Below are 20347 nucleotides of genomic sequence, written 5' to 3'. Positions count from 1 at the left end.
CGTAAGGCCCGTCAGGAACCGGGGCAAGGTCCCGGACCGGCACGATCAGGTCACCGCCTCCGGGGTTCAAGGTGACCGCCCAGCGACGAGTCCAGCCACCCGAGGGATTCCTGATCCTGGCATCCAGAGACAACCGACGCCCGTACGAGCAAGTCGCCCAAGTGGCAGTAGTAGCAGTGGCAGGGGTGTGACCACACCGTCCCGACTCCGGTTCCGCCGCAGGCAGCAGTCCGTACTCATCGGCCACGCCTGCAAGCAACCCCGCCCACGGCACCCGCACGCGCGCTTCGAGATCGGTGACAACCCGACTGCGAACACGGACCTTGTGACAGATGGCCCGAGCAACTGGTGACAACTGCCGCTGTGACCCCGACCGACAGGGCCGGGTCAGATCCCCAGTTCGGTGATAGTTACCGCTGCGAGCCCCAACGGCCTTGCCTTCGAAGATCATTCCGTTGGAGCCTGGGGCATGCAGACTCTCCCGACCTTCGTCCTTGTCCACGGAGCCTTCGCGAACTCGTTCTCCTTCGCGCCGCTCCAGGCCGAACTCGCCCTGCTCGGACACCGTTCGGCCGCGGTCGATCTTCCGGGGCACGGCTTCGAGGCCACGTTCCCCGCGGCCTACCAGGCGCCTCAGGATCTCGGGGCGCTCGCCGCGGAGCCGGGCGGCATCAAAGGGGTCACCCTCGCCGACAACGCCGCCCGGGTGATCGAGGTCCTGGAACGCGCCCGGCGGAACGGGCCCACCGTCCTCGTCGGCCACAGCCGGGGCGGGGTCACGGTCACCGCGGTCGCCAACCAGCGGCCCGACCTGGTCGACCGCATCGTGTACGTCTCCGCCTGGTGCCCGGTCGACCTGCCCGTCGGCGACTACTACGCGGAGCCGGAGATGGCGGACGTGGACCCGGCCGCCTTCGCTCCGGCAGTCGCCGGGAACCCGGTCGAGCTCGGGCTGATCCGCACCAACTTCCGGACTGCCGACCCGGATGTGCTCGCCGCGTTCCGGCACGCCTTCGCCGCCGACCTCACCGACGACGAGTTCCGGACCTTCCTGAACACCTTCCAGCCCGACGAGAACCTCGACGCCGGTACGTCCGCCGACCGGGCGCAGGCGGCCACCTGGGGCCGGATTCCTCGGACCTACGTCCGGCTGACCGGCGACGCCAGCCTGCCGCCCGCCGTGCAGGACCGCATGATCCGCGAAGCGGACGCGCTCACCCCGGAGAACCCCTTCGACGTCCGGACGCTGGAAGGAAGCCACCTGCGCTGGCTCGTCCGCCCGAAGCCCGCCGCTGAGCTGCTCGCGAGCCTCGCAGAACTCTGATCGCTCCGCGCCGGGTTCGGCGGGCAAGACGGCAGGACGGCAGGACGGCAGGACAAGCGTCAGAGCCCCGTCGTGTCCTCCCTCGTACGGGACAGGGCCGCCGCCTCCGCCCCCGACAGCGTGAGACCAGCTGCCGCGGCCGAATCGCGGGCGGAGGCGGGCCTGCGGGCGCCCTTGGTCGCCACCACACCTCGCCCGCGCCACCCTGAGCCCCGGCGCCCCGAGCCCCGACCTCCAGAGCCCCGCCGCCCTGAGCCCGATGCGGCCGCACGCCTCACGGCACCTCGTACAGCACCAGCGCCTGAGCGAACGGTACGCCCGTACGTTCCGCGTACGTCATGCGCTCGCGCACCTCGCTCAGGGTGCGCGGCCGGTAGCCGGGGCCTCCGCAGCAGCTCTTGTGGAAGCGGACACCCGCGTTGAGCAGGACGGAGAGGGCCCGCCAGGCGGCGGTGTCGCGGCGCGGCGGGGGCGCGAAGGCCGAACCCGCGTGGATCAGGGTCCGCGCACAGCGGGGGCAGATCCGCTGCCGCTCCCGGTCCGGCGGCTGCTTGTACGAGGCGCGGCAGGGCAGGCAGACGTACGAGGTCTTCGCGGACGGCATGCCGGTCATCGTAGGCAGTGCCCACCGGCGGCCCAACCTGTTTTCGACGCCGCCAGCGACGACGACAGCCCTGGCGGTGGCGGTGACTCGACCCGGCAGTTCGGCGAGGCCCCCGACGCCGCCGGGCTCCCGTCCGCCGAGGCGCTGACCGCGGGCTACCGGTCGGCGTTCCCCCCGGCGCGGGTCACCTCACCGCCGACTTCGTGGCCGACGCCCTGCTGCTCCGCCCGCGCCACCGGACAGAATGGCCCCGGAACCCACGGCAGCTGAGAGCCGAACGGAGCTCGGGCATGACCAAGAAGTACGTCCTCTTCGACGTCGACGGCACCCTGATCGACGCCGTCGACAACCAGCGCCGGGTCTGGACCGACTGGGCCCGGCAGCACGGGCTCGACCCGGAGGCCGTGCACCGTACGGCGCTGCGCACCCGCCCCCTGGAGACGTTCGCCGAGGTCGCGCCGGACCGGGACCCGCAGGCCTGCCTGGACCTGCTGCACGCGCTGGAGGACGAGGACGTACGCAACGGCTCCTACGCCGCCTTCGACGGTGCCGCGGACCTGCTCGGCGCTCTGCCCGCCGGGTCCTGGGCGCTGGTGACCTCCAACTACGCGCACCGGGTGCGCGGCAGATTCGCCCGTACGGGGCTGCCGCTGCCCGCCGTGATCGTGGACGCGGCGTCGGTGCCGGAGGGCAAGCCGTCCCCGGTTCCGTACCTGCTGGCGGCCGAACGGCTGGGCGCCGATCCGGCGGACTGCCTGGTGATCGAGGACGCCCCTTCGGGGATACGGGCCGGGCTGCGGGCGGGGATGACCGTGTGGTCGGTCAACTCTTCGGGCCAGGAAGGAACTTCAGCGGCTCACCGGGAGTATCCGGAGCTACGCGCGGCCCTGCCCGACATCCACGCCTTCCTCGGTGACGGGCCTGCTGTCACCTCCCCCGCCGCCCGTGGCTTCGATGCCGTGCTCTGCGACCTCGACAACGTCATCCGCTTCTACGACACCGCCCCGCTCGCCGCCCTGGAACGGGCCGCCGGACTGCCGGAAGGCACCACGACGGAGGTGGCCTACGCGCCCGAGGTCGATCTCCCGCTGCTCCTCGGCCGGATCACCCCGGACACCTGGGTGGAGTCCATCACCGCGAGCCTCACCGGCCGCGTCGGCGCCGACCGTGCCCGCGAGCTGGCCCGGGCGCTCGCCGACGCGCCCTTCCGGGCCGACGAGGAGGTGGTCGCACTGCTGCGCCGGGCCAGGACCCATGTGCCCCTGGTGCTCGTCACCAACGCGACCCCCCGACTGGACGCCGACCTGGCCCTGTTGGGCCTGACCGACCTGGCCGACGCGGTGGTGAGCAGTGCGGTGGAGCAGGTGGCCAAGCCCGACGCGGCCATCTACCGCATCGCCGCCGAGCGGGCGGGCGTACCGATGGAGCGCTGCCTGTTCGTGGACGACCGACAGGAAAACGTCGACGCGGCCACCGCCCTCGGCATGTCCGGCATCCTCTACCGCGAACCCGCGGATCTGCGGCGGGCGTTGGGACCGTGCGCGCAGTACGCGGTCCAGCCGGAGCGGGCACGCTGAGCCCCGGACAACGGGAACCGGTTCACCCCCGCCCCCGCCCCCGCCCTTCCAGTCCCGTCCGCAGCTGGACGAACGCCTCCTCGGCCGCCTGGACCGCGCTCGCGTAGACGCGGTCCGCGCTCTCGCCCGCGTCGATCCGGCGCCAGTTCTCCAGGGCCAGGATGCGCAGGACCGCGATGATCTGCCCGGCCGCGAGCTGGTCGGGGACCCCGCCGCCCAGGGCGCGGGCGAGGGCGGCCTCGGAGCGGCTCTGGTAGGCGTGCAGACGGGCGACCAGGGACGGGGTGCCGTACAGCAGGCGGAGGAAGGCCAGGACCTGGGGGGCGTCGCAGAGGCCGGTCACCGGGTCGCGGCGGTCCAGGCCGTCGAGGAAGTGGCGGCGCAGGGCGTCCAGCGGGGTCTCGTCGGGGGAGCGGGCCGTGACCACCCGGGCGGCCTCGTCCTCGTGGTCGGCGAACCGGTGCAGGACCAGGTCCTCCTTGGCCGGGAAGTACCGGAACAGCGTCGGCTTGGAGATGTCCGCCGCGGCCGCCACCTCCGCCACGGACACCTTGTCGAAGCCCCGCTCCAGGAACATCGCGACGGCCGCGTCGGACACCGCCTGGTAGGTCAGCCGCTTCTTGCGTTCCCGCAGACCGACCGGCGCGGGCTCAGGCCCCCGGGCGGGTCCGCGGGAGGGCGCGCCGGTGCCGGACCCGTCAGCGCCACCGTTCCCGGGCTTCTCTCCGTTCATGACCATGAAGCGTACGCCCTTGACCTCAAGCGGACTTGACGTCACCGCTCGTCCTCCGGATGAGCACTTCGACCCCGTCCAGCAGGCGTTCCAGCCCGAAGACGAACTCGTAGTCCGGGTCGTCCGGCTCGCTCATCACCCCGGACTCCAGCAGCCGGGAGATCCCGGGGTGCCGTTCGGGGTCGACGAGCCGCCTCAACGTGCGCTCGTTCGAGGCGACCACGTCCTCGGGCGCCACCCCGCGCGTCGTGACGGCGGCGGCCAGGTCGCCCATCAGGAGCGCCTCGCTGCGGACGAAGTTGGAGACCAGCAGGATCACCGAGATCTTGTCGCCCTCACCGAGCCCGCTGCCCGCCAGCGCCTGGAGCCCCTGCTCCCACCAGGCGAGCGAGTTCGGGGTCGCGGGCGGGCCCCCGATGGGAATCCGGAGGACCCACAGATTGGCGTGGAACCGGTCCCGCTGCGCCGACGCCCACTCGGTGAGCGCCTCCCGCCAGCCCGCGCCGGTCTCCAGGGCGGACAGCGGCTCCGGGGGGCCGACGGCCGCCTCCTGCATCAGGACGTACAGCTCGTCCTTGGCGGAGACGTACCGGTACAGCGACATCGTCGACGCGCCGACCTCCTGGGCGACCCGGCCCATCGACACGGCCGCCAGCCCTTCGGAGGCCGCGACCGCGACCGCCGCCGCCACGATCCGCTCCAGGCTCAGGCCGGGCTTCGGGCCCTTGGCGGGGCGCTCCCGCAGCCCCCAGGCCGCCTCCAGGCTGGCCGGCAGATCGCCGCCGCCCGAGCTGGTCCTCTCCGTCACCCTCATCCCCTTGCCCGGCATCTCGTCCACGCCGCCGCCCTGTCACGCGCCCCAGCACGCCTTGACCCCATCCTAGAGATGCGTAATGCTTACGCAATAACGCGTATGTCATACGCAGAAAGGGGGCCGGTCATGACCGACCCGACCCACCGCGGCGGAAGCACCACCGCCGCCATCGACACCACCGCCACCTCCGCCACCTCCGACGCCACCGCCACCGCCACCGCCGCCGCCATCGAGGCGTACGGACTCACCAAGTCCTACGGAAAGTCCGCCGTCCGCGTCCTCGACGGCATCGACCTCCGCGTCGGGCCCGGCAGCGTCTTCTCCCTGCTCGGGCCGAACGGGGCCGGGAAGACCACCACCGTGCGGATCCTCGCGACGCTGACCGAGGCCGACTCCGGCACCGCCCGCATCGCGGGGTACGACGTCGTCGCCGACCGGAGCGCGGTACGCCGCTCGATCAGCCTCACCGGGCAGTTCGCCGCCGTCGACGAGACCCAGACCGGCGAGGAGAACCTGCGGATGATGGCCCGGCTCACCGGCGCCTCCCGCACCGATGCCCGCCGCCGGGCCGCGGAACTGCTGGAGCGCTTCGGCCTCACCGCCGCCGCCCGCCGCCCGGCCGGTACGTACTCCGGCGGCATGCGCCGCCGCCTGGACCTGGCCGCCGGGCTCGTCGGATCACCGGAGCCCCGGGTGCTCTTCCTGGACGAGCCGACGACCGGGCTCGACCCGCGCAGCCGCCAGCAGCTCTGGGAGGTCGTCCGCGAGCTGGCCGAACGCGGCGCGACCGTCCTGCTCACCACGCAGTACCTGGAGGAGGCCGACCACCTCGCCGACCGGATCGCCCTGATCGACAAGGGCCGTATCGCCGCCGAGGGCACCGCCGCCGACCTCAAGTCCCGCGTCGGGGGCCACCGCCTCGACCTGGCCCTCACCAGCCGCGAGGCCTACCTCCGGCTGGCGGGCCGCGCGGTCCACCACTCCCCCGAGACCCTGACGCTCGGCATCCCCACGGACGGCTCGGCCGCCCATGTACGCGCCCTGCTCGACGAGACCGACCCGACAGGCCGCGACATCGGCCGCTTCAGCCTGCACAGCGCCACCCTCGACGACGTGTTCCTGGCCCTGACCTCCTCGGAGGCTCCCGCCCATGTCTGACATGACCGCCGTCCGCGCGCGCGGCAGCGCGCCCGGATCCCTCACCCACGCCGCCGTCATGGCCGGGCGCAGCCTGCGCATCAGCAGCCGCAACACCGACGCGCTGATCACGGCGCTGGCCCTGCCGATCATGCTGATGCTGATCTTCGTCTACTTCTTCGGCGGCGCGATCGACACCGGGACGGACTACGACTCGTACGTCATGTACGTCGTCCCGGGCGTCCTGCTCCTGTCCGCCGGGTTCGGCGCCGCGACCACCGCCACGGCCGTCAGCGAGGACATGAAGGGCGGCATCATCGACCGCTTCCGGTCCCTGGACGTGAGGGGCACACCGGTGCTCGCCGGGCATGTGGCGGCCAGCACCGTCCGCAATCTCTGCGCCACCGCCCTGGTCTTCTGCGTCGCCCTGCTGATCGGCTTCCGTCCCGCCGCGTCCCCGGCAGGCTGGCTGCTGGTGGCCGCCGTCCTGGTCGCCTACATCGTGGCGCTGTCCTGGATCTCGGCGGCGATCGGCCTGCTGGCCCGGAGCCCGGAGGCGGCGAGCGGCTTCACGTTCTTCATGTCGTTCCTGCCCTACCCGAGCAGCGCGTTCGTCCCCATCGACAAGATGCCGAGCTGGCTGCACGGCTTCGCCGAGCACCAGCCGATCACCCCGGCCATCGAGTCCCTGCGCGGGCTGCTCCTCGGCCAGGACGTGGGCAGCATGCCCTGGATCGCGCTGGCCTGGGCCGCCGGGCTGCTCATCGTGGCGGTCAGCGCCTCGGAGGCGCTGTTCCGCATCCGGACGCGCTGATCACCCGGCTCCGTACCGTTCCGGACCCGGACGCACCGGCCCCCGCCCCCCGTCCCCCGGCCGGCGTCCCTCCCGTCGGCGGCCCTCAGAACACGTCCGGGCACCACGGGCGCCGCCCCGTACGGAACACCGCGTCCCCCGTCGTCACCGCACCCGCCCGCAGCTCCTCGGCCCGGCCCAGGTCCACCAGCCGCCGCAGCGACTCGTCGCCCAGGTAGAGCGCCGCCAACTCCCCCACGCCCAGGGCCAGATCGGCGCTCCGGGTGGTCGGGGTGCAGCGCGCGCCCGCATCCGAGACATCCAGCAAGAAGCGGCCCCCGGCCAGCCCCGCGTCGTCCCGGACGTCGAGGACGAGCGACGCCTCCACACCGTAGGTCCGGGCCTCCAGGGCACGCGGCACGTCCAGCATCCGCAGCCACAGCCAGTCCGCGTTCGTGACCATCCGGGCCGCCCGGGGGTCCGGGAGCAGCAGCGGGAGCAGGTCGTCGGGGGCGCGGTAGCCCGAGCGGACCGCGGTGATCCAGTCGATCGAGCAGACGTAGTGCCACAGGGCCCGCTCGGCCGCCGGATTCAACGCGATCAGGTCCCGTACGGTCGCCGTGTTCAGCGGCTGCTTGGCGTCGCCCCACTTGTCGTCCGCGCCGTAGACCATCAGGCCGTCGACCTCGCCGTCGGCCGTGCGGTGCACCACGTAGAACGGCTCGGTCCACTTCTCGTGCTCCGGGCGGGGCCCGGCCCCGGTGCGCTGCTGCCACCAGCGCTCGTCGCGGCTGACGACACCGGGGCGGAGCTCGGCGAGCCGGGCGTGCACCTCGGGGCCGAGCTTGCGGACGTCGGCGCCGTCGACCAGCTCGATCCGGCCGCCGCCGTCCGGCTGCCCCGACCGGCGCGGGTCGAGCCCGGCCCGGTGCACGGAGACCTCCCACTCGGCGGTCCAGGTGGCGGGGCCGAAACCGTACCGCCCGTAGATCGGATACTCGGCGGCGATCAGCGAGGCGAGGGGCTCGCCGCGCTCCTTGGCCGCCGCCAGGTCCGTCGCCATCATCCGGCTCAGCAGTCCGCGCCGGCGGTGCGTGGGCGTCACCGTCACCCCGGTGATCGCGTCGGCCGTCACGGTGCCCCCGCCCACCACGGTCAGCTGCTGGGCGAACGAACGGAACGTCGCCACGCAGCGCCCGGCGTCGAAGGCGCCCTGCACCCGCGAGAGGTCCACCGTGGCGACCCGGTCGGCGACGAGTTCCTCGCCCGGTGTGTTCGGGGTGAGGAAACCGGTGCCCACCGCCTTCATCCAGTCGGCGAACTCGGGTGCGGTGACCGTGCGGACATCAAGGCTCATGCCCCCACGCTAGGCACGCGCTTCTCAGAATGTCGCGCGAATTTCCCCGACCTCGGCAGCCCCGCCGAGCAGCGGCGAACGCCCGATCCGGGCGACGACGGGGGCGTCCACGCCGAGCAGTTCGAGCGCGCGGGCCAGCACCGGGCCGAGCGCCCGGCCCGCCCCGTCGTCGACCTTGAAGGCCAGGGCCCGGCCGTCGGCCAGGGCCACCGCCTGGACGGCCTCGGCGCCCATCTTGGAGAGCGCCCCGGGCACCTCGCTCATCAGCCAGGTGTCCGGCCGCCGGGTGCCCGCGACGTACTCCGGGTGGGCGCGCATCGCGTCCGCGACCCGGCGCTCGGCGCTCCCGGGCTCCGCCAGCACGAACGACCGGAAGGCGCGGGCCAGACCGGTCAGCCCGATCGCCATCAGCGGGGCCCCGCAGCCGTCCGTACCGACCGCGGCGACCGGCTCGCCCGCCGCCTCCGCGACGACCTGCGCCACCAGCCGCTGGAGCGGGTGGCCGGGGTCGAGATAGCTCGCGGTGTCCCAGCCGTTGCGGACGCAGACGGCGAGCATGGCCGCGTGCTTGCCGGAGCAGTTCATGGTGATCCGCTCGCGTACCTTCCCGGCGGCCAGGTACGCCTCCGCCTCCACCGGGTCCAGCGGCAGGTCCGGCGGGGTCTGGAGGTCGGCCGCGCGCAGCCCGTGCTCGGCGAGCACCGTGCGTACGAGTTCGAGGTGGAAGGGCTCCCCCGAATGGCTGGCGGCGGCCAGGGCCAGCCGCTCGCCCGACAGATCGAGCCCGGCCCGCAGGATCGCGGCGGCCTGCATCGGCTTGTTGGAGGAGCGGGGGAAGACGGGTGCCGCCGGGTCCCCGACCGCCCGCTCGACGCTGCCGTCGGCCGCCAGCAGCACCAGCGAGCCCCGGTGGTGGCCCTCCACGAAACCGGACCGTACGACCTCTGCCAGAACGGGCGGGGCGGGGGCCTCGGCGGGGGATATGGCGGACGAGGCGTCGGTGGACGTCATGGTGGGCCTTCCGGGGGCGGGGGTGCGGGACCCGCGCCCGGAAGGATCGCTTCAGGCGAGCAGGTCGTCTACTTGTGCTTCACCGTCACGGTACCTGCGGGCGATCTCCGCGCTGCAATCGTCGGCCGTGCGCTGGAGCTCGTGACGACGCCGGGAGACCTGCTGTTCGTAGCGGACGAGCCGGCCCATGGCCGTGTGCAGCTCCTCGTCCGTCCGGGCGTCCAGATCGGACAGCTCGACCTCGGCGAGCGTCTCGGCCGCCAGCTGCCGGAACTCGTCCCCGCGCGGCGTCGTCAGCGTGACGTGCCGGGCTGACGAGCGGTGCCGGGACGGGGTGTCGGCCAGGATCTCCGAGAGCCGGTCGACCACCGCGGCCTCCTCGACCGGTGCCTCCGGGTCCCGGCGGCGGGTCAGTTCCGCGCGCAGGATGTCGATCCGGCCCTGCACGAGGCGGCGTACGTAACTGAGATCGGCCTCGTCGCGCTGGGCGTCCCGGCGCAGCGTCCGCAGCTCCGGCAGCCGCAGCCCGCCGAACCCCCCGTCGCCGCCCGCCTGCCCCGGCACGGCGGCCCCGGGCGCCCCGGGCACCGGCGGTACGGACGGGAGCACGGGCCCCTGTCCGGTCAGACTGCGCTGTACGGGTGACCGCAGGGTGCTGGTGCGGTGACGTGTGCCCGGTACGGCACCGGGAGATTGTCCGGCTCCATATGTACTCATGCTGTTCCGTCCCCTCGACCGGTGCGTCGGCACACCGACATCGTGCATCGTGCCACCCCGCAGCGGGCCCACGCAGGTGCTCTGTACCCGTTCAGCCCAAGATAGGTTGGTCTGTATGCGTGCAGTGGTACAGCGAGTGGATGGCGCGAGCGTCTCCGTCGCCGGTGCGGGCGACGGCCCCTCGGCGCCCGGAATCGTCGGGGAGATCGTCGGCGAGGGCCTGTGTGTGCTGGTCGGGGTCACCCACGACGACACCCCCGAGAAGGCGGCGCAGCTGGCCCGCAAGCTCTGGTCGGTGCGCATCCTGGAGGGCGAGAAGTCCTGTTCGGATGTGAACGCCCCCCTCCTGGTGATTTCCCAGTTCACTCTGTACGGGGACGCCCGCAAGGGCCGCCGTCCCACCTGGAACGCGGCCGCTCCGGGCCCGGTCGCCGAGCCGCTGGTCGACGAGGTCGTCGCCCAGCTGCGGGCCCTGGGGGCGCAGGTGGAGACGGGCCGGTTCGGAGCGGACATGCGGGTCTCGCTCACGAACCACGGCCCGTTCACGGTGATCATCGAGGTGTAGCCGTACGCGGGCGGGGCAGCCCTCCACGGCTACGGCTCGACGACCGTCTCCTGGGCCGCCGCCGTGTCCCCCGCGATCAGCTCGGCGTCGACCGCCACGTTCCGCTTGACCAGGGCCAGCGCGATCGGCCCCAGCTCGTGGTGGCGGGCCGAGGTGGTGATGAAGCCGAGCTGACGGCCCTCCTCGCCGTCGGCGGCCAGCCGCACCGGCGTCCCGTGGCCGGGCAGGTGCACCTCACTGCCGTCCAGGTGCAGGAAGACGAGGCGACGCGGCGGCTTCCCCAGGTTGTGGACGCGGGCGACGGTCTCCTGACCCCGGTAGCAGCCCTTCTGGAGGTGGACGGCGGTACCGATCCAGCCCAGCTCGTGCGGGATCGTGCGGTGGTCTGTCTCGAAGCCGACGCGCGGCCGGTGGCCTTCGACGCGCAGCGCCTCGTACGCGAGGATGCCCGCGGCGGGCCCGTTGGCCGCCGCGTACGCCTCCAGGTCGGCACGCGGCAGGAACAGGTCCCGGCCCTGCGGGGTCTCCCGTACGGCCGCGCCCTCGGGGGCCTCCGCGATGGAACCGGCCGGCAGGTGCACGACCGCGATGTCCTCCGTTCGGTCGGCGACCTCGACCCGGTAGAAGAACTTCATCGACTCCAGGTAGGCGATCAGCTCGCCCTGCGTCCCCGGCTCGACGTGCATCCACACCGTCGTCCCGTCGTCCACCAGGTACATCGCGTGCTCGATGTGCCCGTTGGCGGAGAGGATCAGCGCCTCGGTGGCCTGGTGCGGGGCGAGGTCGCTGACGTGCTGGGTGAGCAGCAGGTGCAGCCAGCTCAGCCGGTCGTCGCCCGTCACGGTGACGACACCGCGGTGGGAGAGATCGACGAAGCCACTGCCGTCGGCGAGGGCGCGTTGCTCGCGGAACAGGTCGCCGTAGTGCGCCGCGACACCTTCGTCGCGGCCTTCGGCGGAGACGGCGCCTGGCAGGGACAGCAAGGGGCTCTTCATGCGCCCAGCCTACGACTTGGCGGAGGTGTCCTTCGCGGCCGTGCAGTCCGCGCAGCGGCCGAAGATCGCGAAGTGCTTCATATCGGTGTCGAACCCGAAATCGGCGCGCAGCTTCTCGGTGAACTCGGCCACGACCGCGAGATCCGCCTCGATGACGTCCTTGCAGTCCCGGCAGACCAGGTGGATGTGGTGGTGCCGGTCGGCCAGGTGGTACGTCGGGGCGCCGTGCCCGAGGTGGGCGTGGCTGACAAGACCGAGCTCCTCCAGCAGCTCCAGGGTCCGGTACACCGTGGAGATGTTCACGCCGGACGCCGTCTTGCGCACCTCGCACAGGATGTCGTCCGGAGTCGCGTGCTCCAGGGCGTCGACGGCCTCCAGAACGAGCTGGCGCTGAGGCGTCAGCCGGTAGCCACGCTGCCGAAGATCGGTCTTCCAGTCGGTGCTCACCACAGGGCCAGTCTAGGTCGTGGTGAGCACCGGCCGGCAGAGCTCGTTCCGGAAGGGCGCTCTCCTTCCGGAGAGGGGTCTACTTGAAGAACGCGATGCCGTCGTCCGGCATGTCCCCGAGGCTCTTCGCCATCTCGGCGACCTCCTCGGGGGTGACGACCTTCTTGAGGTGCGCCGACATGTAGGGGCGCAGCTCGACCTCGGGCGTCGCCTTCTCGCCGACCCACATGAGGTCGCTCTTCACGTACCCGTAGAGCCGCTTGCCCCCGCTGTACGGGCCGGAGGCCGCCGTCCGGGCGACCGCGTCGGTGGCCAGGTCGATCTGCGGCTTCTGGTCGGCCAGCTCGCCGTACCAGATCTCGACGACGCCCTGGTCGCGGACCATGACGACCTCGACCTTGCGGTTCTTGTCGATGCGCCAGTAGCCGGACTCCGACTCCAGCGGCCGGACCTGCTTGCCCTCGGCGTCCAGGACCCAGGTGTGGGAGACGTACTCCAGGAAGTCACGGCCGTCGTGGCTGAAGGTGACCTCCTGGCCGAAGTTGCACTTCTCGGCGCCGGGGAAGTCGGACACGCCCGCGCCCGCCCAGTTGCCGAGGAGGAAGGCCAGCGGGACGAGGTCCGGGTGGAGGTCGGACGGAATCTCGATCATGAGCGGCTCAGACGATCTGTGAGGGGGTGCGGGCGGGCGATCGGGTACGGCGAAGGTCAGCGCTGGCCCTGGTACAGCTTCTTCACGGCGACCGCGGTGAAGGCGAGGACGCCCACGCAGACCAGGACCAGCAGGGCGGTGAAGAATGCCTCAAGCACAGGGGGCTCCTCGTGACGAGCGGGTGGCGGCGGTACAGGGCCGGGCCCCCAGCCTAATGGGTGGGGGCCCGGCCTTCTCGTCCAGGTGGCCGCTGCGGCGGCCCTGTTCCGGCACTCAGGCGAGCAGCTGGTTCTGCAGGATCACTGTCTGCTGGAAGGGGACGCGCGCCGCCTCCCGCTTGCCCGGGCGCTCGTGGACGATCAGCGCGACCGTGTCGCCCGCCAGCGTGTACGCCTGCCGGACGTGCTCGGCGCCGAAGGGAGCCTGCTCCTCGAAGACGAACGACGAGAGGTTCTCGATGTCGTTGTCCGAGCCCCAGTGGTCGTCGAACCGCATGGTGTCCGTACGGTCCAGCGGCGTACCGGCCGACGAGCCGACGTTCAGGTCGTCGATCAGGCCGCTCGCGAACGCCGTCGAGTTGAACCTCAGCAGATAGACCCGGGACACCGTGCCGTCCGGCATGGTCCACCCGCGGGCCGCGATGTGGCGCGGCGGCGCGTCCTTGAGGAGCTGGGCCACCGACTCCCGGTTCTGCGGCCGGTAGGCGGTGAGGAAGGTCTCCGTGGAGATCCAGCCGCCGGCCAGCTTCTTGTCCGGCTCCGCTCCGGCCGGGGCGGGCAGGAGCAGCTCGCGCAGGTCGGCGTGGTGGATCTCGGCCGGGTTGCCGGTACTGAACGGCCCCGGCTTGCCGGCCGGGAGCGCGGGCAGCGACAGCTTCGGGTAGTCCCAGCGCCCGTCGCCCTCGGTGGCGAGCCCGGGTACGTCGGTCCGCTCCAGGGACGCGATCCAGAAGGCCGTACCGGTGCCGAGCAGCCCGAACACCAGGGCGGCGGCCGTCCACCGCGCCACGGCCCGCAGGACGCGCCGGGGCGGCCGGGGCGGCGTGGGCGACAGCGGCACGGCAGCCGCATCGGGTGTGTCGGGTGCCACGGGCATCTCGGGCGCCTCGGGCGCCTCGGGCGCCTCGGGCGCCTCGGATGCCTCGGATGCCTCGGATGCCATGGGCGTCCCAGACGGCTCGGGCGTCCCGGGCGTCTCCGGGGTCATCGTCCGCTCGCTCATATGTACTCCCCCGGGGACGTGATGTGGTCGAGCTGGTCCTTCACCAGGTCCCTGACCCCCGACGGGCTGAACGGCTTGCTGCCGTACGCCTCCACGGAGACCGAGACCTCGCCGTCGTACGCCAGGCACAGCACACCGTCGAGGGTGTTCTTGTCGCCCTTGGGCAGGCGATAGCAGGTGGCGTTCTTGTGGCCCTCGATGCGCGGCCCCTTGCGGAAGCCCCGGAAGGAGTCCATCAGTTCCTTGCGGTCCAGGTAGGACCGGCGTACCGCCCGTTTGTCCTGCATCTTCATCACCTGGATGTTCACCACGAGGTCGTTCGCCCGCGAGGTGTACGAGCGCTGCGCGATGCCCTGGATACGGAGCTTCTCGACGGACTTGTTCAGCTCGCGGCGGTCCTTGCCCGCCAGGCCGCGCCCCATCTCCTTCATCGCCGCGGTGGCCTTCGCTCCGCTGGTCTCGTTGTCGTTGCCGAGTTCGCCGATGTCCGGGCCGAGGCGGTAGTCCTCGGGCACCGGCAGCAGCAGCTTGGACAGCTCCGTGTCGTGGCGGCCCCGGGACGGATCGCCCGCCGTGTCCTTGTCGGCAGGCGCGTGGTCCTCGTCCCAGACGGTCGTGGTGACCTTCCGGTCGGCGGTGTCCACGGTGGCGTTGGTGTAACCGGCCGCACCGCCGATCGCCGCCAGCACCAGACCGACGGGCAGCGCGGTCATCAGCACCCGGCGCACGCGGCTCGCCGGGGCGGGGGCAGCCGCGGGCGCGGGCTCGGCGGCAGGCGCGGGCTCGGCGGTCGGCACAGGCTCGGCGGCCGGCGCGGGCTCGGCGGCCGGCGCGGGCTCGGCGGCCGGCGCGGGCTCGGCGGCCGGCGCGGGCTCGGGTGCGGGCTGCGCCTCAGGGGTCGTCTCGTCGTTCACAGCCGCTCCAGCTGTCGCTCGGCCAGCGTCCGGATGTCCTTCTTGCTGATCGGGACGGTGTCGTAGATGTTGATGTCCATCGCGATGTCACCGCGTACGGCCAGCGCCCTGGCCCGGTACGACGGGAGGTATCCGGCCTCCCGCTCGACCGGGAACAGGAAGTACCGCCCCTCGCGGCTGCCCTTGATCGCGTGGCCCAGGTTGCCCGCGCCGTTCTCGTCCTCGTCCATGTACGCGATTTGGTCGGCGACGTGGTCGGAGGCGCCGAGCAGGTCGCCGGACCGGAACTGGATCAGCTGGACCTGGATGTCGCCGTACTGCCCCCGCCGCCACGAGGCCGAGGCCACCCGGCGGAAGTCGCCCCCGGCCAGCGACTCGAACATGTAGTTCGGGTCCTCGTAGAAGTCCTGGGCGTACTCGGGCAGGGTCACCCAGCCGTCCCCGATGCCCAGCTCGTCGGCGAGCGACTTCTTGGCGCCCTTCGGCTTGTCGACGAGCAGCTTGCGCAGATCGCCGTCGGTCTTGACCTGCCGGTCCTGGGCCACGGGCAACGGGGCGGGGGCCCCGTCCGCGGGCAGGGGCTTCGCCGGGTAGCCGAGGCCGGGCTGCGACAGCGCGGACAGCGGTGTCGGCGGCCGCTCGGCCTGAATGCCGTAGCCCACGGCGACGCCTCCCGAGATCCCGAGCAGCGCGGCCGCGGTGATGATCAGCGTCGTACGCCCGCGCGGCCGGCGGCGAGGACCGGGCGTGCCGACCGGGGCCTCCGGCGCGGCAGGAATGGTGTCGTTCGGTTCCAAAAGGGTCCCCCCAAGAGACCTGAGGCGCGGGTTCCCTTACCTGCGCGCACAAGTGACCCCCAGGTCAGCAAGGAGGTTGCCCCCCGGAGGATTACAGTTCGGCATATGCCGAAGAAGCTTGTGATCAAGGTGACCGCCGGGCCCGAGGCCGCCGAGCGCTGCTCGCAGGCCTTCACCGTGGCGGCCGTGGCCGTCGCCAGCGGTGTCGAGGTCTCGCTCTGGCTGACCGGGGAGTCCTCGTGGTTCGCCCTGCCGGGCCGGGCGGCCGAGTTCGAACTGCCGCACGCCGCCCCGCTGCCCGACCTGCTGGACTCGATCCTGGCGGGCGGCCGGATCACCCTGTGCACGCAGTGCGCGGCCCGGCGCGAGATCACCGAGAAGGACGTGCTGGAGGGCGTACGCATCGCGGGGGCGCAGGTCTTCGTGCAGGAGGCCATGGCGGACGACACCCAGGCGCTCGTCTACTGACGACTCAGTAGCGCTTCCTGCCGTCCAGCTCGTCCCACCACTCGTCGGACTTCGGGTCCCCGGTGGGGTCGTCCCACCAGCGGTCCTCCGGGCCGCGCCGGTTGGCGATCATCGCGGCGATCGGCGGGATCACCATGGCGACCCCGCACATGCCGATGGCGACCGGCATGGACCACAGGCGCACCACGGCCCAGGCGGACACGAAGAGCGCGATGCATCCGCCCATCATGAGGAGGTAGTTCCGCCTGCGTCGGGCGTACATGCCTCCAGCGTAGGACTCCGTGCGCCGGACGGCACGAAGGGCCGCACCCCGCGTCAGGTGGCGTCCAACCCCCTGGGGTGCGGCCCTCCGGCCGTTCTGGGTGCCGGGGAGACCCGGCGTTCCGTGGATCCCGAGGGATCAGACGGCGATGGCGACCTCGGAGAGTCCGCCCGTCTGCGCGACGACCGTGCGGTCGGCGCTGCCGCCCGGGACCAGGGCGCGCAGCGTCCAGGTGCCCTCGGCGGCGTAGAACCGGAACTGTCCGGTGGCCGAGGTCGGGACCTCGGCGGTGAACTCACCGGTCGAGTCCAGGAGGCGCACGTAGCCGGTGACGGGCTCGCCGTCGCGGGTCACGCTGCCCTGGATGGTGGTCTCACCGGGCTTGATCGTCGAAGCGTCGGGGCCACCGGCCTGTGCTCCACACATGGTTGTGTCCTTCTGGTCGGGTCGTGCGGGTCGGTCGGAACTGCTGGGTGTGCGCTACTTGTTGGCGCCGAGTTCGATCGGCACGCCGACGAGGGAGCCGTACTCGGTCCAGGAACCGTCGTAGTTCTTGACGTTCTCCTGGCCGAGCAGCTCGTGGAGCACGAACCAGGTGAGCGCGGAGCGCTCACCGATGCGGCAGTAGGCGATGGTGTCCTTCGACAGGTCGACCTGCTCGTCCTCGTAGAGGGCCTTGAGCTCGTCGTCCGACTTGAAGGTGCCGTCGTCGTTGGCGTTCTTCGACCACGGGATGTTGCGGGCGCTCGGCACGTGGCCGGGGCGCTGCGACTGCTCCTGCGGGAGGTGCGCCGGCGCGAGCAGCTTGCCGCTGAACTCGTCGGGCGAACGCACGTCGACCAGGTTCTGGCTGCCGATGGCCTTCACGACGTCGTCGCGGTAGGCGCGGATCGACTCGTCCTGCGGCTTGGCCTTGTACTGGGTGGCCGGGCGCGTGGGAACGGCATCGGTCAGGTCGCGGGAGTCCAGCTCCCACTTCTTGCGGCCGCCGTCGAGGAGCTTGACGTTCTCGTGGCCGTACAGCTTGAAGTACCAGTAGGCGTACGACGCGAACCAGTTGTTGTTGCCGCCGTAGAGGACGACCAGCGTGTCGTTGGCGATGCCCTTCTCGCTGAGCAGCTTCTCGAAGCCGGCCTGGTCGACGAAGTCGCGGCGGACCGGGTCCTGGAGGTCCTTGGTCCAGTCGATCCGGATCGCGTTCTTGATGTGGTTCTTCTCGTACGCCGAGGTGTCCTCGTCCACCTCGACGATCGCGACCTGCGGGTCGTCGATGTGGGCCTCGACCCAGTCGGCGTCTACCAGGACGTCGCTGCGGCTCATGTTGTTCTCCTCCGGGGCAGTCTGCGGCGGGGTGGTGCGAGATGCGGAGTTGCTCAGTGCGGGTGCGGGGTGCGGCTGTACGCGCGGAGGCACGGAACGCGGCGCGTACGGGACACCCGGGGGCGGCCCTGACGACGGTCGAAGGGCCGGGGGAGGCGGGGCGGTGGGAACGGCCCCGTTCAGAAGGGGCGACAGAGCATGGCGGCGACGCGGCACAGGTCTACTGCCCGCCGCTTCGTGAGATCCGCCTGTCGCTTCATGGGTCCGATCGTAGGGAGGTACGGACGGAGATGTCACCGCCGTGTCGTATTGTGAGACACGATCATCCATGATGCGAGACGTGCGTGCGGTCGCCGCGCCGCGCATCCGCCGCAGGGCCCCTCGCGGCCACTCCGGCATCTGCGGACCGGACGGGGGTGTCTCACTATCCGGATCAGCGGGTGCGTACCCGCTCCCGGCCGGGCTCTCCCCGGTGTCCGGCCCCGTCCGGCACCTGTCGGGTCCCCATCCGGCCCCTGTCCGGCGCTCAGCCCGTCAGGGAGACGTCCGAGCCGGTCACCTGGATCTCCAGGCCCTTCTCGGTCACCTCGATCTTGCGCAGCTCCAGGCCCTTCGGCAGGCCGTCGATATCACCCTCGAAGTCGGTCTTCTTGCGGACCAGTTCCTCGACGCCGGGCAGTCCCTCGCCAGGCACCTGATCCGCGCGCACCTTGATCGTGTGGCCGTCGACGCGGGTCACGGTCGAAAGCACGCTGCGCGAGATCGGGCGGCCGAGGATCTCGACGGTGCCGGTCACCTTCGCCTTGCCGTTGCCGCCGTACTCGACGACGACGCCGTCGCTGGCCGCCGCCGTCAGGTCCTCGTAGGTGACGAGTGCGGTGCCGGTGGCGCGCGCAGCCGTGGCGCTGCGGTAGCCGGAGCCGAGCTTCACGTCGTACAGCTGCGCCCGCACCTCGCTGACCCGCGTCGTGCGGCCCGCGGCGCTGGTGTTCATCCCGGTGAGACTCACGTCGACCCGGTCGAGCTGTGAGCCCGCGAGCTGCGTGAGGAAGGGAAATCCCTTGATCGAGATGTCCGTGGAGCCCGCGCTGCCGCCGCTGATCGTGACCCGGTCCTCGGCCTCGGACTCGGCGAAGTGGACCGCCACACGGTCGACGGCGATGAAGAGGCCGCCCAGCACCACCACCAGGACCAGCAGTATTCGCAGTGCGCGCATGTGTGTCGTTCCCCCACCCTGAGCCGATCGGTCCCCCCGGCGCCGCCCGTGAGCCTGCTGCCGCGGGAATGGACGCCCTGGATGATCGACGAGCGGCGGCCCCCGATCGGTTCCCGGGGAACCGATCGGGGGCCGCCGCGGACGAGCGTGCCGGTGGGCGTGGTGGCCGTCAGACGATGGCTCGGCCGATCAGATAGACCGCCGGGGCCGCCACGGTGAGCGGCAGCGCCACCCCGGCCGTCATGTGCACGAACCGCGACGGGTAGTCGTAGCTCGCCACCCGCAGCCCGATCAGCGCGCAGCCGCCCGCCGCGAGGCCCAGCAGGGCCCCCTTCGCGCCGAAGTCCGTCCATCCGCCCACCGCGACCCCCGCGCCCGCACCCGCGAGCAGGGCCACCGCGACGGAGACCGTGCCGGGCAGCGGCAGCGCCCGGGCGAGCACAGCGGCCGCGACCGCCACCCCTCCGACCGTCACCGCGTCCGGGACCGCCGCGAGGTGTCCCCCCGCGAGGACCGCGAGGGCGGCCGAGACGACGGTGGCCATCAGGCCGTACATCCGCTCGTCGGCTCCCGCGTGGCTGCGGAGCTGGAGGACCACGGTGAGCAGCACCCAGACGCCCAGGGTGCCCAGCAGCGCGGCGGGACCGTGCTCCCGGCCCGCCGCGAGCAGGGCGACATCGGCGACGAGCCCGCCGGCGAAGGCGAGCGCGATGCCCTGGCGGGCGGGCCACATGCCGTTGAGCCGGAACCAACCGGCAGCGGTCACCGCCTGGAGCAGCACGACCGGGACGAGCAGCGCGTACGACCCGATGGCCGCGCCCCCGGCGAGGAGCAGGCCGAGGACGGCGGTGAGCGCCGCGGGCTGCATCCCGGGCGGGATGATCGGCGAGCGCCCCTCGGCGCGGGCCCGCTGGGCGTCGGTGATCCGGGCGTTGCCGAGGGTGGTGGGGGCGCTGTACCCGGAGCCGTCGGCCACCGGCCGCGCGGTCGCGGGCTCGGGATCGGGCGCGGACGACGGCGGTGCGGCGGGTGCGGGCGCGGCCGGGACCTCGGGCGGCAGCGGAAGGGAGCCCGAGGCCGCCTGAGACGGCAGATAGGCGGTGTCGGCCGCGGCCTGCGGGTACGCCTGCTGCTGATACGGCTGCTGCGGCTCTTGCGGGTACGGCTGCTGCGGCCGCGGTGTGCCGTACGGGTCGGGCTGCTGTGCCCCGTACACGCCCGGCTGTGCCTGCGGCTGCCCGTCCGGTCGGATCGTCGGCTGGTACTGCGTGTCCCAGGTCGGCGCCTGCCAGGTCTGCGTCGCACCCTGGTCGAAGGTGTCCGGTGTCTGGGGGGCCGCGGGCTGCCCGGCCGCCCCGTCGGGCCAGTACGGCTGCTGCTGCGGGTCGTACGGGTACGGGTACTGCTGATCGCTGCTGCTCAT

General features: G+C 72.3%; 25 protein-coding genes and 1 pseudogene. 7 read left to right on the top strand and 19 right to left on the bottom strand.

Annotated elements, in window-relative coordinates:
- Positions 1 to 469 precede the first annotated feature (469 nt).
- Positions 470 to 1324 (top strand): alpha/beta fold hydrolase, encoded by an 855-nt coding sequence (locus ACZ5WC_RS26270; RefSeq protein ID WP_468543105.1) that lies wholly within the window; start codon positions 470 to 472, stop codon positions 1322 to 1324.
- Positions 1325 to 1383: 59 nt separating this feature from the next.
- On the opposite strand, the gene ACZ5WC_RS26265 is transcribed toward ACZ5WC_RS26270, so the two are convergent.
- Both ACZ5WC_RS26265 and ACZ5WC_RS26260 read right to left on the bottom strand, forming a co-directional pair.
- Entirely contained in the window at positions 1384 to 1509 is a 126-nt protein-coding gene (locus tag ACZ5WC_RS26265) for a hypothetical protein (RefSeq protein ID WP_468543104.1), read from the bottom strand.
- A gap of 89 nt (positions 1510 to 1598) precedes the next feature.
- Positions 1599 to 1928 carry a deoxyxylulose-5-phosphate synthase gene (locus tag ACZ5WC_RS26260; protein ID WP_468543103.1) on the bottom strand — a complete coding sequence of 110 codons (330 nt, stop codon included), beginning with the start codon at positions 1926 to 1928 and terminating at the stop codon, positions 1599 to 1601.
- A gap of 290 nt (positions 1929 to 2218) precedes the next feature.
- Here ACZ5WC_RS26260 and ACZ5WC_RS26255 point away from each other — a divergent pair.
- Positions 2219 to 2836: pseudogene (locus ACZ5WC_RS26255) on the top strand (HAD family hydrolase); the annotation flags it as partial.
- Positions 2837 to 2887: 51 nt separating this feature from the next.
- Positions 2888 to 3505, top strand: a complete 618-nt coding sequence (locus ACZ5WC_RS26250; protein WP_468543200.1) for an HAD-IA family hydrolase — start codon at positions 2888 to 2890, stop codon at positions 3503 to 3505.
- Between the two features lie 22 nt (positions 3506 to 3527).
- On the opposite strand, the gene ACZ5WC_RS26245 is transcribed toward ACZ5WC_RS26250, so the two are convergent.
- Together ACZ5WC_RS26245 and ACZ5WC_RS26240 are read right to left on the bottom strand one after the other, a co-directional pair.
- Entirely contained in the window at positions 3528 to 4244 is a 717-nt protein-coding gene (locus tag ACZ5WC_RS26245; RefSeq protein ID WP_468543199.1) for a TetR/AcrR family transcriptional regulator, read from the bottom strand.
- Between the two features lie 19 nt (positions 4245 to 4263).
- Entirely contained in the window at positions 4264 to 5052 is a 789-nt protein-coding gene (locus ACZ5WC_RS26240; RefSeq protein WP_468543198.1) for a TetR/AcrR family transcriptional regulator, read from the bottom strand.
- A 126-nt stretch (positions 5053 to 5178) separates the two neighbouring features.
- Here ACZ5WC_RS26240 and ACZ5WC_RS26235 point away from each other — a divergent pair, with 126 nt between their 5' ends.
- Positions 5179 to 6210, top strand: a complete 1032-nt coding sequence (locus tag ACZ5WC_RS26235; protein ID WP_468543102.1) for an ATP-binding cassette domain-containing protein — start codon at positions 5179 to 5181, stop codon at positions 6208 to 6210.
- Complete coding sequence (locus ACZ5WC_RS26230; RefSeq protein WP_468543101.1) at positions 6203 to 7003, top strand: ABC transporter permease; 801 nt, start codon at positions 6203 to 6205, stop codon at positions 7001 to 7003. Before ACZ5WC_RS26235 ends, ACZ5WC_RS26230 begins: the two co-directional genes overlap by 8 nt.
- 85 nt (positions 7004 to 7088) lie before the next feature.
- On the opposite strand, the gene ACZ5WC_RS26225 is transcribed toward ACZ5WC_RS26230, so the two are convergent.
- The 3 genes from ACZ5WC_RS26225 to ACZ5WC_RS26215 are packed head-to-tail and all read right to left on the bottom strand — an operon-like array spanning position 7089 to position 10067.
- On the bottom strand, positions 7089 to 8339 hold the full coding sequence (locus ACZ5WC_RS26225; protein WP_468543100.1) for a GNAT family N-acetyltransferase: 1251 nt from the start codon (positions 8337 to 8339) through the stop codon (positions 7089 to 7091).
- A 24-nt stretch (positions 8340 to 8363) separates the two neighbouring features.
- The gene (locus ACZ5WC_RS26220) at positions 8364 to 9350 is read right to left on the bottom strand and encodes an asparaginase (RefSeq protein WP_468543099.1); all 987 of its coding nucleotides are present in this window, start codon (positions 9348 to 9350) and stop codon (positions 8364 to 8366) included.
- Positions 9351 to 9401: 51 nt separating this feature from the next.
- Positions 9402 to 10067 carry an RsiG family protein gene (locus ACZ5WC_RS26215; RefSeq protein WP_468543098.1) on the bottom strand — a complete coding sequence of 222 codons (666 nt, stop codon included), beginning with the start codon at positions 10065 to 10067 and terminating at the stop codon, positions 9402 to 9404.
- A 115-nt stretch (positions 10068 to 10182) separates the two neighbouring features.
- Here ACZ5WC_RS26215 and dtd point away from each other — a divergent pair, with 115 nt between their 5' ends.
- Positions 10183 to 10632 (top strand): D-aminoacyl-tRNA deacylase, encoded by a 450-nt coding sequence (dtd, locus tag ACZ5WC_RS26210; RefSeq protein WP_468543097.1) that lies wholly within the window; start codon positions 10183 to 10185, stop codon positions 10630 to 10632.
- Between the two features lie 29 nt (positions 10633 to 10661).
- On the opposite strand, the gene ygfZ is transcribed toward dtd, so the two are convergent.
- The 6 genes from ygfZ to ACZ5WC_RS26180 all read right to left on the bottom strand — a co-directional run bounded on the left by ygfZ (position 10662) and on the right by ACZ5WC_RS26180 (position 15658).
- Positions 10662 to 11627 (bottom strand): CAF17-like 4Fe-4S cluster assembly/insertion protein YgfZ, encoded by a 966-nt coding sequence (ygfZ, locus tag ACZ5WC_RS26205; RefSeq protein WP_468543096.1) that lies wholly within the window; start codon positions 11625 to 11627, stop codon positions 10662 to 10664.
- A gap of 9 nt (positions 11628 to 11636) precedes the next feature.
- Positions 11637 to 12077, bottom strand: coding sequence for a Fur family transcriptional regulator (locus ACZ5WC_RS26200; RefSeq protein ID WP_468543095.1), 441 nt, complete (start codon positions 12075 to 12077; stop codon positions 11637 to 11639).
- 76 nt (positions 12078 to 12153) lie between these two features.
- Positions 12154 to 12726: a heme-binding beta-barrel domain-containing protein gene (locus tag ACZ5WC_RS26195; protein ID WP_311120734.1), complete on the bottom strand. Its 573-nt coding sequence runs from the start codon at positions 12724 to 12726 to the stop codon at positions 12154 to 12156.
- Positions 12727 to 12999: 273 nt separating this feature from the next.
- On the bottom strand, positions 13000 to 13947 hold the full coding sequence (locus ACZ5WC_RS26190) for a hypothetical protein (RefSeq protein WP_468543094.1): 948 nt from the start codon (positions 13945 to 13947) through the stop codon (positions 13000 to 13002).
- Positions 13944 to 14861 carry a hypothetical protein gene (locus ACZ5WC_RS26185; RefSeq protein WP_468543093.1) on the bottom strand — a complete coding sequence of 306 codons (918 nt, stop codon included), beginning with the start codon at positions 14859 to 14861 and terminating at the stop codon, positions 13944 to 13946. Before ACZ5WC_RS26185 ends, ACZ5WC_RS26190 begins: the two co-directional genes overlap by 4 nt.
- The gene (locus tag ACZ5WC_RS26180) at positions 14858 to 15658 is read right to left on the bottom strand and encodes a hypothetical protein (RefSeq protein WP_468543092.1); all 801 of its coding nucleotides are present in this window, start codon (positions 15656 to 15658) and stop codon (positions 14858 to 14860) included. Before ACZ5WC_RS26180 ends, ACZ5WC_RS26185 begins: the two co-directional genes overlap by 4 nt.
- A gap of 105 nt (positions 15659 to 15763) precedes the next feature.
- Between ACZ5WC_RS26180 and ACZ5WC_RS26175 the strand changes: the two genes are divergently transcribed.
- Positions 15764 to 16126: a DsrE family protein gene (locus tag ACZ5WC_RS26175; RefSeq protein ID WP_311120732.1), complete on the top strand. Its 363-nt coding sequence runs from the start codon at positions 15764 to 15766 to the stop codon at positions 16124 to 16126.
- A 4-nt stretch (positions 16127 to 16130) separates the two neighbouring features.
- On the opposite strand, the gene ACZ5WC_RS26170 is transcribed toward ACZ5WC_RS26175, so the two are convergent.
- The 6 genes from ACZ5WC_RS26170 to ACZ5WC_RS26145 form a co-directional block, all read right to left on the bottom strand.
- Complete coding sequence (locus ACZ5WC_RS26170; protein ID WP_468543091.1) at positions 16131 to 16388, bottom strand: DUF3099 domain-containing protein; 258 nt, start codon at positions 16386 to 16388, stop codon at positions 16131 to 16133.
- Positions 16389 to 16526: 138 nt separating this feature from the next.
- On the bottom strand, positions 16527 to 16814 hold the full coding sequence (locus ACZ5WC_RS26165; protein ID WP_003968135.1) for a DUF1416 domain-containing protein: 288 nt from the start codon (positions 16812 to 16814) through the stop codon (positions 16527 to 16529).
- Between the two features lie 54 nt (positions 16815 to 16868).
- The gene (locus ACZ5WC_RS26160) at positions 16869 to 17708 is read right to left on the bottom strand and encodes a sulfurtransferase (RefSeq protein WP_096629896.1); all 840 of its coding nucleotides are present in this window, start codon (positions 17706 to 17708) and stop codon (positions 16869 to 16871) included.
- A 179-nt stretch (positions 17709 to 17887) separates the two neighbouring features.
- The gene (locus ACZ5WC_RS26155) at positions 17888 to 17968 is read right to left on the bottom strand and encodes an Ms5788A family Cys-rich leader peptide (RefSeq protein WP_350751515.1); all 81 of its coding nucleotides are present in this window, start codon (positions 17966 to 17968) and stop codon (positions 17888 to 17890) included.
- Between the two features lie 266 nt (positions 17969 to 18234).
- A complete protein-coding gene (locus tag ACZ5WC_RS26150; RefSeq protein ID WP_468543090.1) occupies positions 18235 to 18924 on the bottom strand; it encodes an LmeA family phospholipid-binding protein in 690 nt (229 codons plus the stop codon).
- Positions 18925 to 19093: 169 nt separating this feature from the next.
- A complete protein-coding gene (locus tag ACZ5WC_RS26145; RefSeq protein ID WP_468543089.1) occupies positions 19094 to 20347 on the bottom strand; it encodes a hypothetical protein in 1254 nt (417 codons plus the stop codon).

It is taken from the genome of Streptomyces sp. NPDC033165 (assembly GCF_055577965.1).
The sequence above is the reverse complement of the archived record's forward strand: the minus strand, read 5'-3'. Positions and strand labels throughout refer to the sequence as shown.

Bases quoted from the DNA above. Each gene is read 5' to 3' on its own strand.
- ACZ5WC_RS26270 (WP_468543105.1), top strand. From the start codon at position 470: ATGCAGACTCTCCCGACCTTCGTCCTTGTCCACGGAGCCTTCGCGAAC.
- ACZ5WC_RS26260 (WP_468543103.1), bottom strand. From the start codon at position 1,928: ATGCCGTCCGCGAAGACCTCGTACGTCTGCCTGCCCTGCCGCGCCTCG.
- ACZ5WC_RS26245 (WP_468543199.1), bottom strand. From the start codon at position 4,244: ATGGTCATGAACGGAGAGAAGCCCGGGAACGGTGGCGCTGACGGGTCC.
- ACZ5WC_RS26240 (WP_468543198.1), bottom strand. From the start codon at position 5,052: ATGAGGGTGACGGAGAGGACCAGCTCGGGCGGCGGCGATCTGCCGGCC.
- ACZ5WC_RS26235 (WP_468543102.1), top strand. From the start codon at position 5,179: ATGACCGACCCGACCCACCGCGGCGGAAGCACCACCGCCGCCATCGAC.
- ACZ5WC_RS26230 (WP_468543101.1), top strand. From the start codon at position 6,203: ATGTCTGACATGACCGCCGTCCGCGCGCGCGGCAGCGCGCCCGGATCC.
- ACZ5WC_RS26225 (WP_468543100.1), bottom strand. From the start codon at position 8,339: ATGAGCCTTGATGTCCGCACGGTCACCGCACCCGAGTTCGCCGACTGG.
- ACZ5WC_RS26220 (WP_468543099.1), bottom strand. From the start codon at position 9,350: ATGACGTCCACCGACGCCTCGTCCGCCATATCCCCCGCCGAGGCCCCC.
- ACZ5WC_RS26215 (WP_468543098.1), bottom strand. From the start codon at position 10,067: ATGAGTACATATGGAGCCGGACAATCTCCCGGTGCCGTACCGGGCACA.
- dtd (WP_468543097.1), top strand. From the start codon at position 10,183: ATGCGTGCAGTGGTACAGCGAGTGGATGGCGCGAGCGTCTCCGTCGCC.
- ygfZ (WP_468543096.1), bottom strand. From the start codon at position 11,627: ATGAAGAGCCCCTTGCTGTCCCTGCCAGGCGCCGTCTCCGCCGAAGGC.
- ACZ5WC_RS26195 (WP_311120734.1), bottom strand. From the start codon at position 12,726: ATGATCGAGATTCCGTCCGACCTCCACCCGGACCTCGTCCCGCTGGCC.
- ACZ5WC_RS26190 (WP_468543094.1), bottom strand. From the start codon at position 13,947: ATGAGCGAGCGGACGATGACCCCGGAGACGCCCGGGACGCCCGAGCCG.
- ACZ5WC_RS26175 (WP_311120732.1), top strand. From the start codon at position 15,764: ATGCCGAAGAAGCTTGTGATCAAGGTGACCGCCGGGCCCGAGGCCGCC.
- ACZ5WC_RS26170 (WP_468543091.1), bottom strand. From the start codon at position 16,388: ATGTACGCCCGACGCAGGCGGAACTACCTCCTCATGATGGGCGGATGC.
- ACZ5WC_RS26165 (WP_003968135.1), bottom strand. From the start codon at position 16,814: ATGTGTGGAGCACAGGCCGGTGGCCCCGACGCTTCGACGATCAAGCCC.
- ACZ5WC_RS26160 (WP_096629896.1), bottom strand. From the start codon at position 17,708: ATGAGCCGCAGCGACGTCCTGGTAGACGCCGACTGGGTCGAGGCCCAC.
- ACZ5WC_RS26155 (WP_350751515.1), bottom strand. From the start codon at position 17,968: ATGAAGCGACAGGCGGATCTCACGAAGCGGCGGGCAGTAGACCTGTGC.
- ACZ5WC_RS26150 (WP_468543090.1), bottom strand. From the start codon at position 18,924: ATGCGCGCACTGCGAATACTGCTGGTCCTGGTGGTGGTGCTGGGCGGC.
- ACZ5WC_RS26145 (WP_468543089.1), bottom strand. From the start codon at position 20,347: ATGAGCAGCAGCGATCAGCAGTACCCGTACCCGTACGACCCGCAGCAG.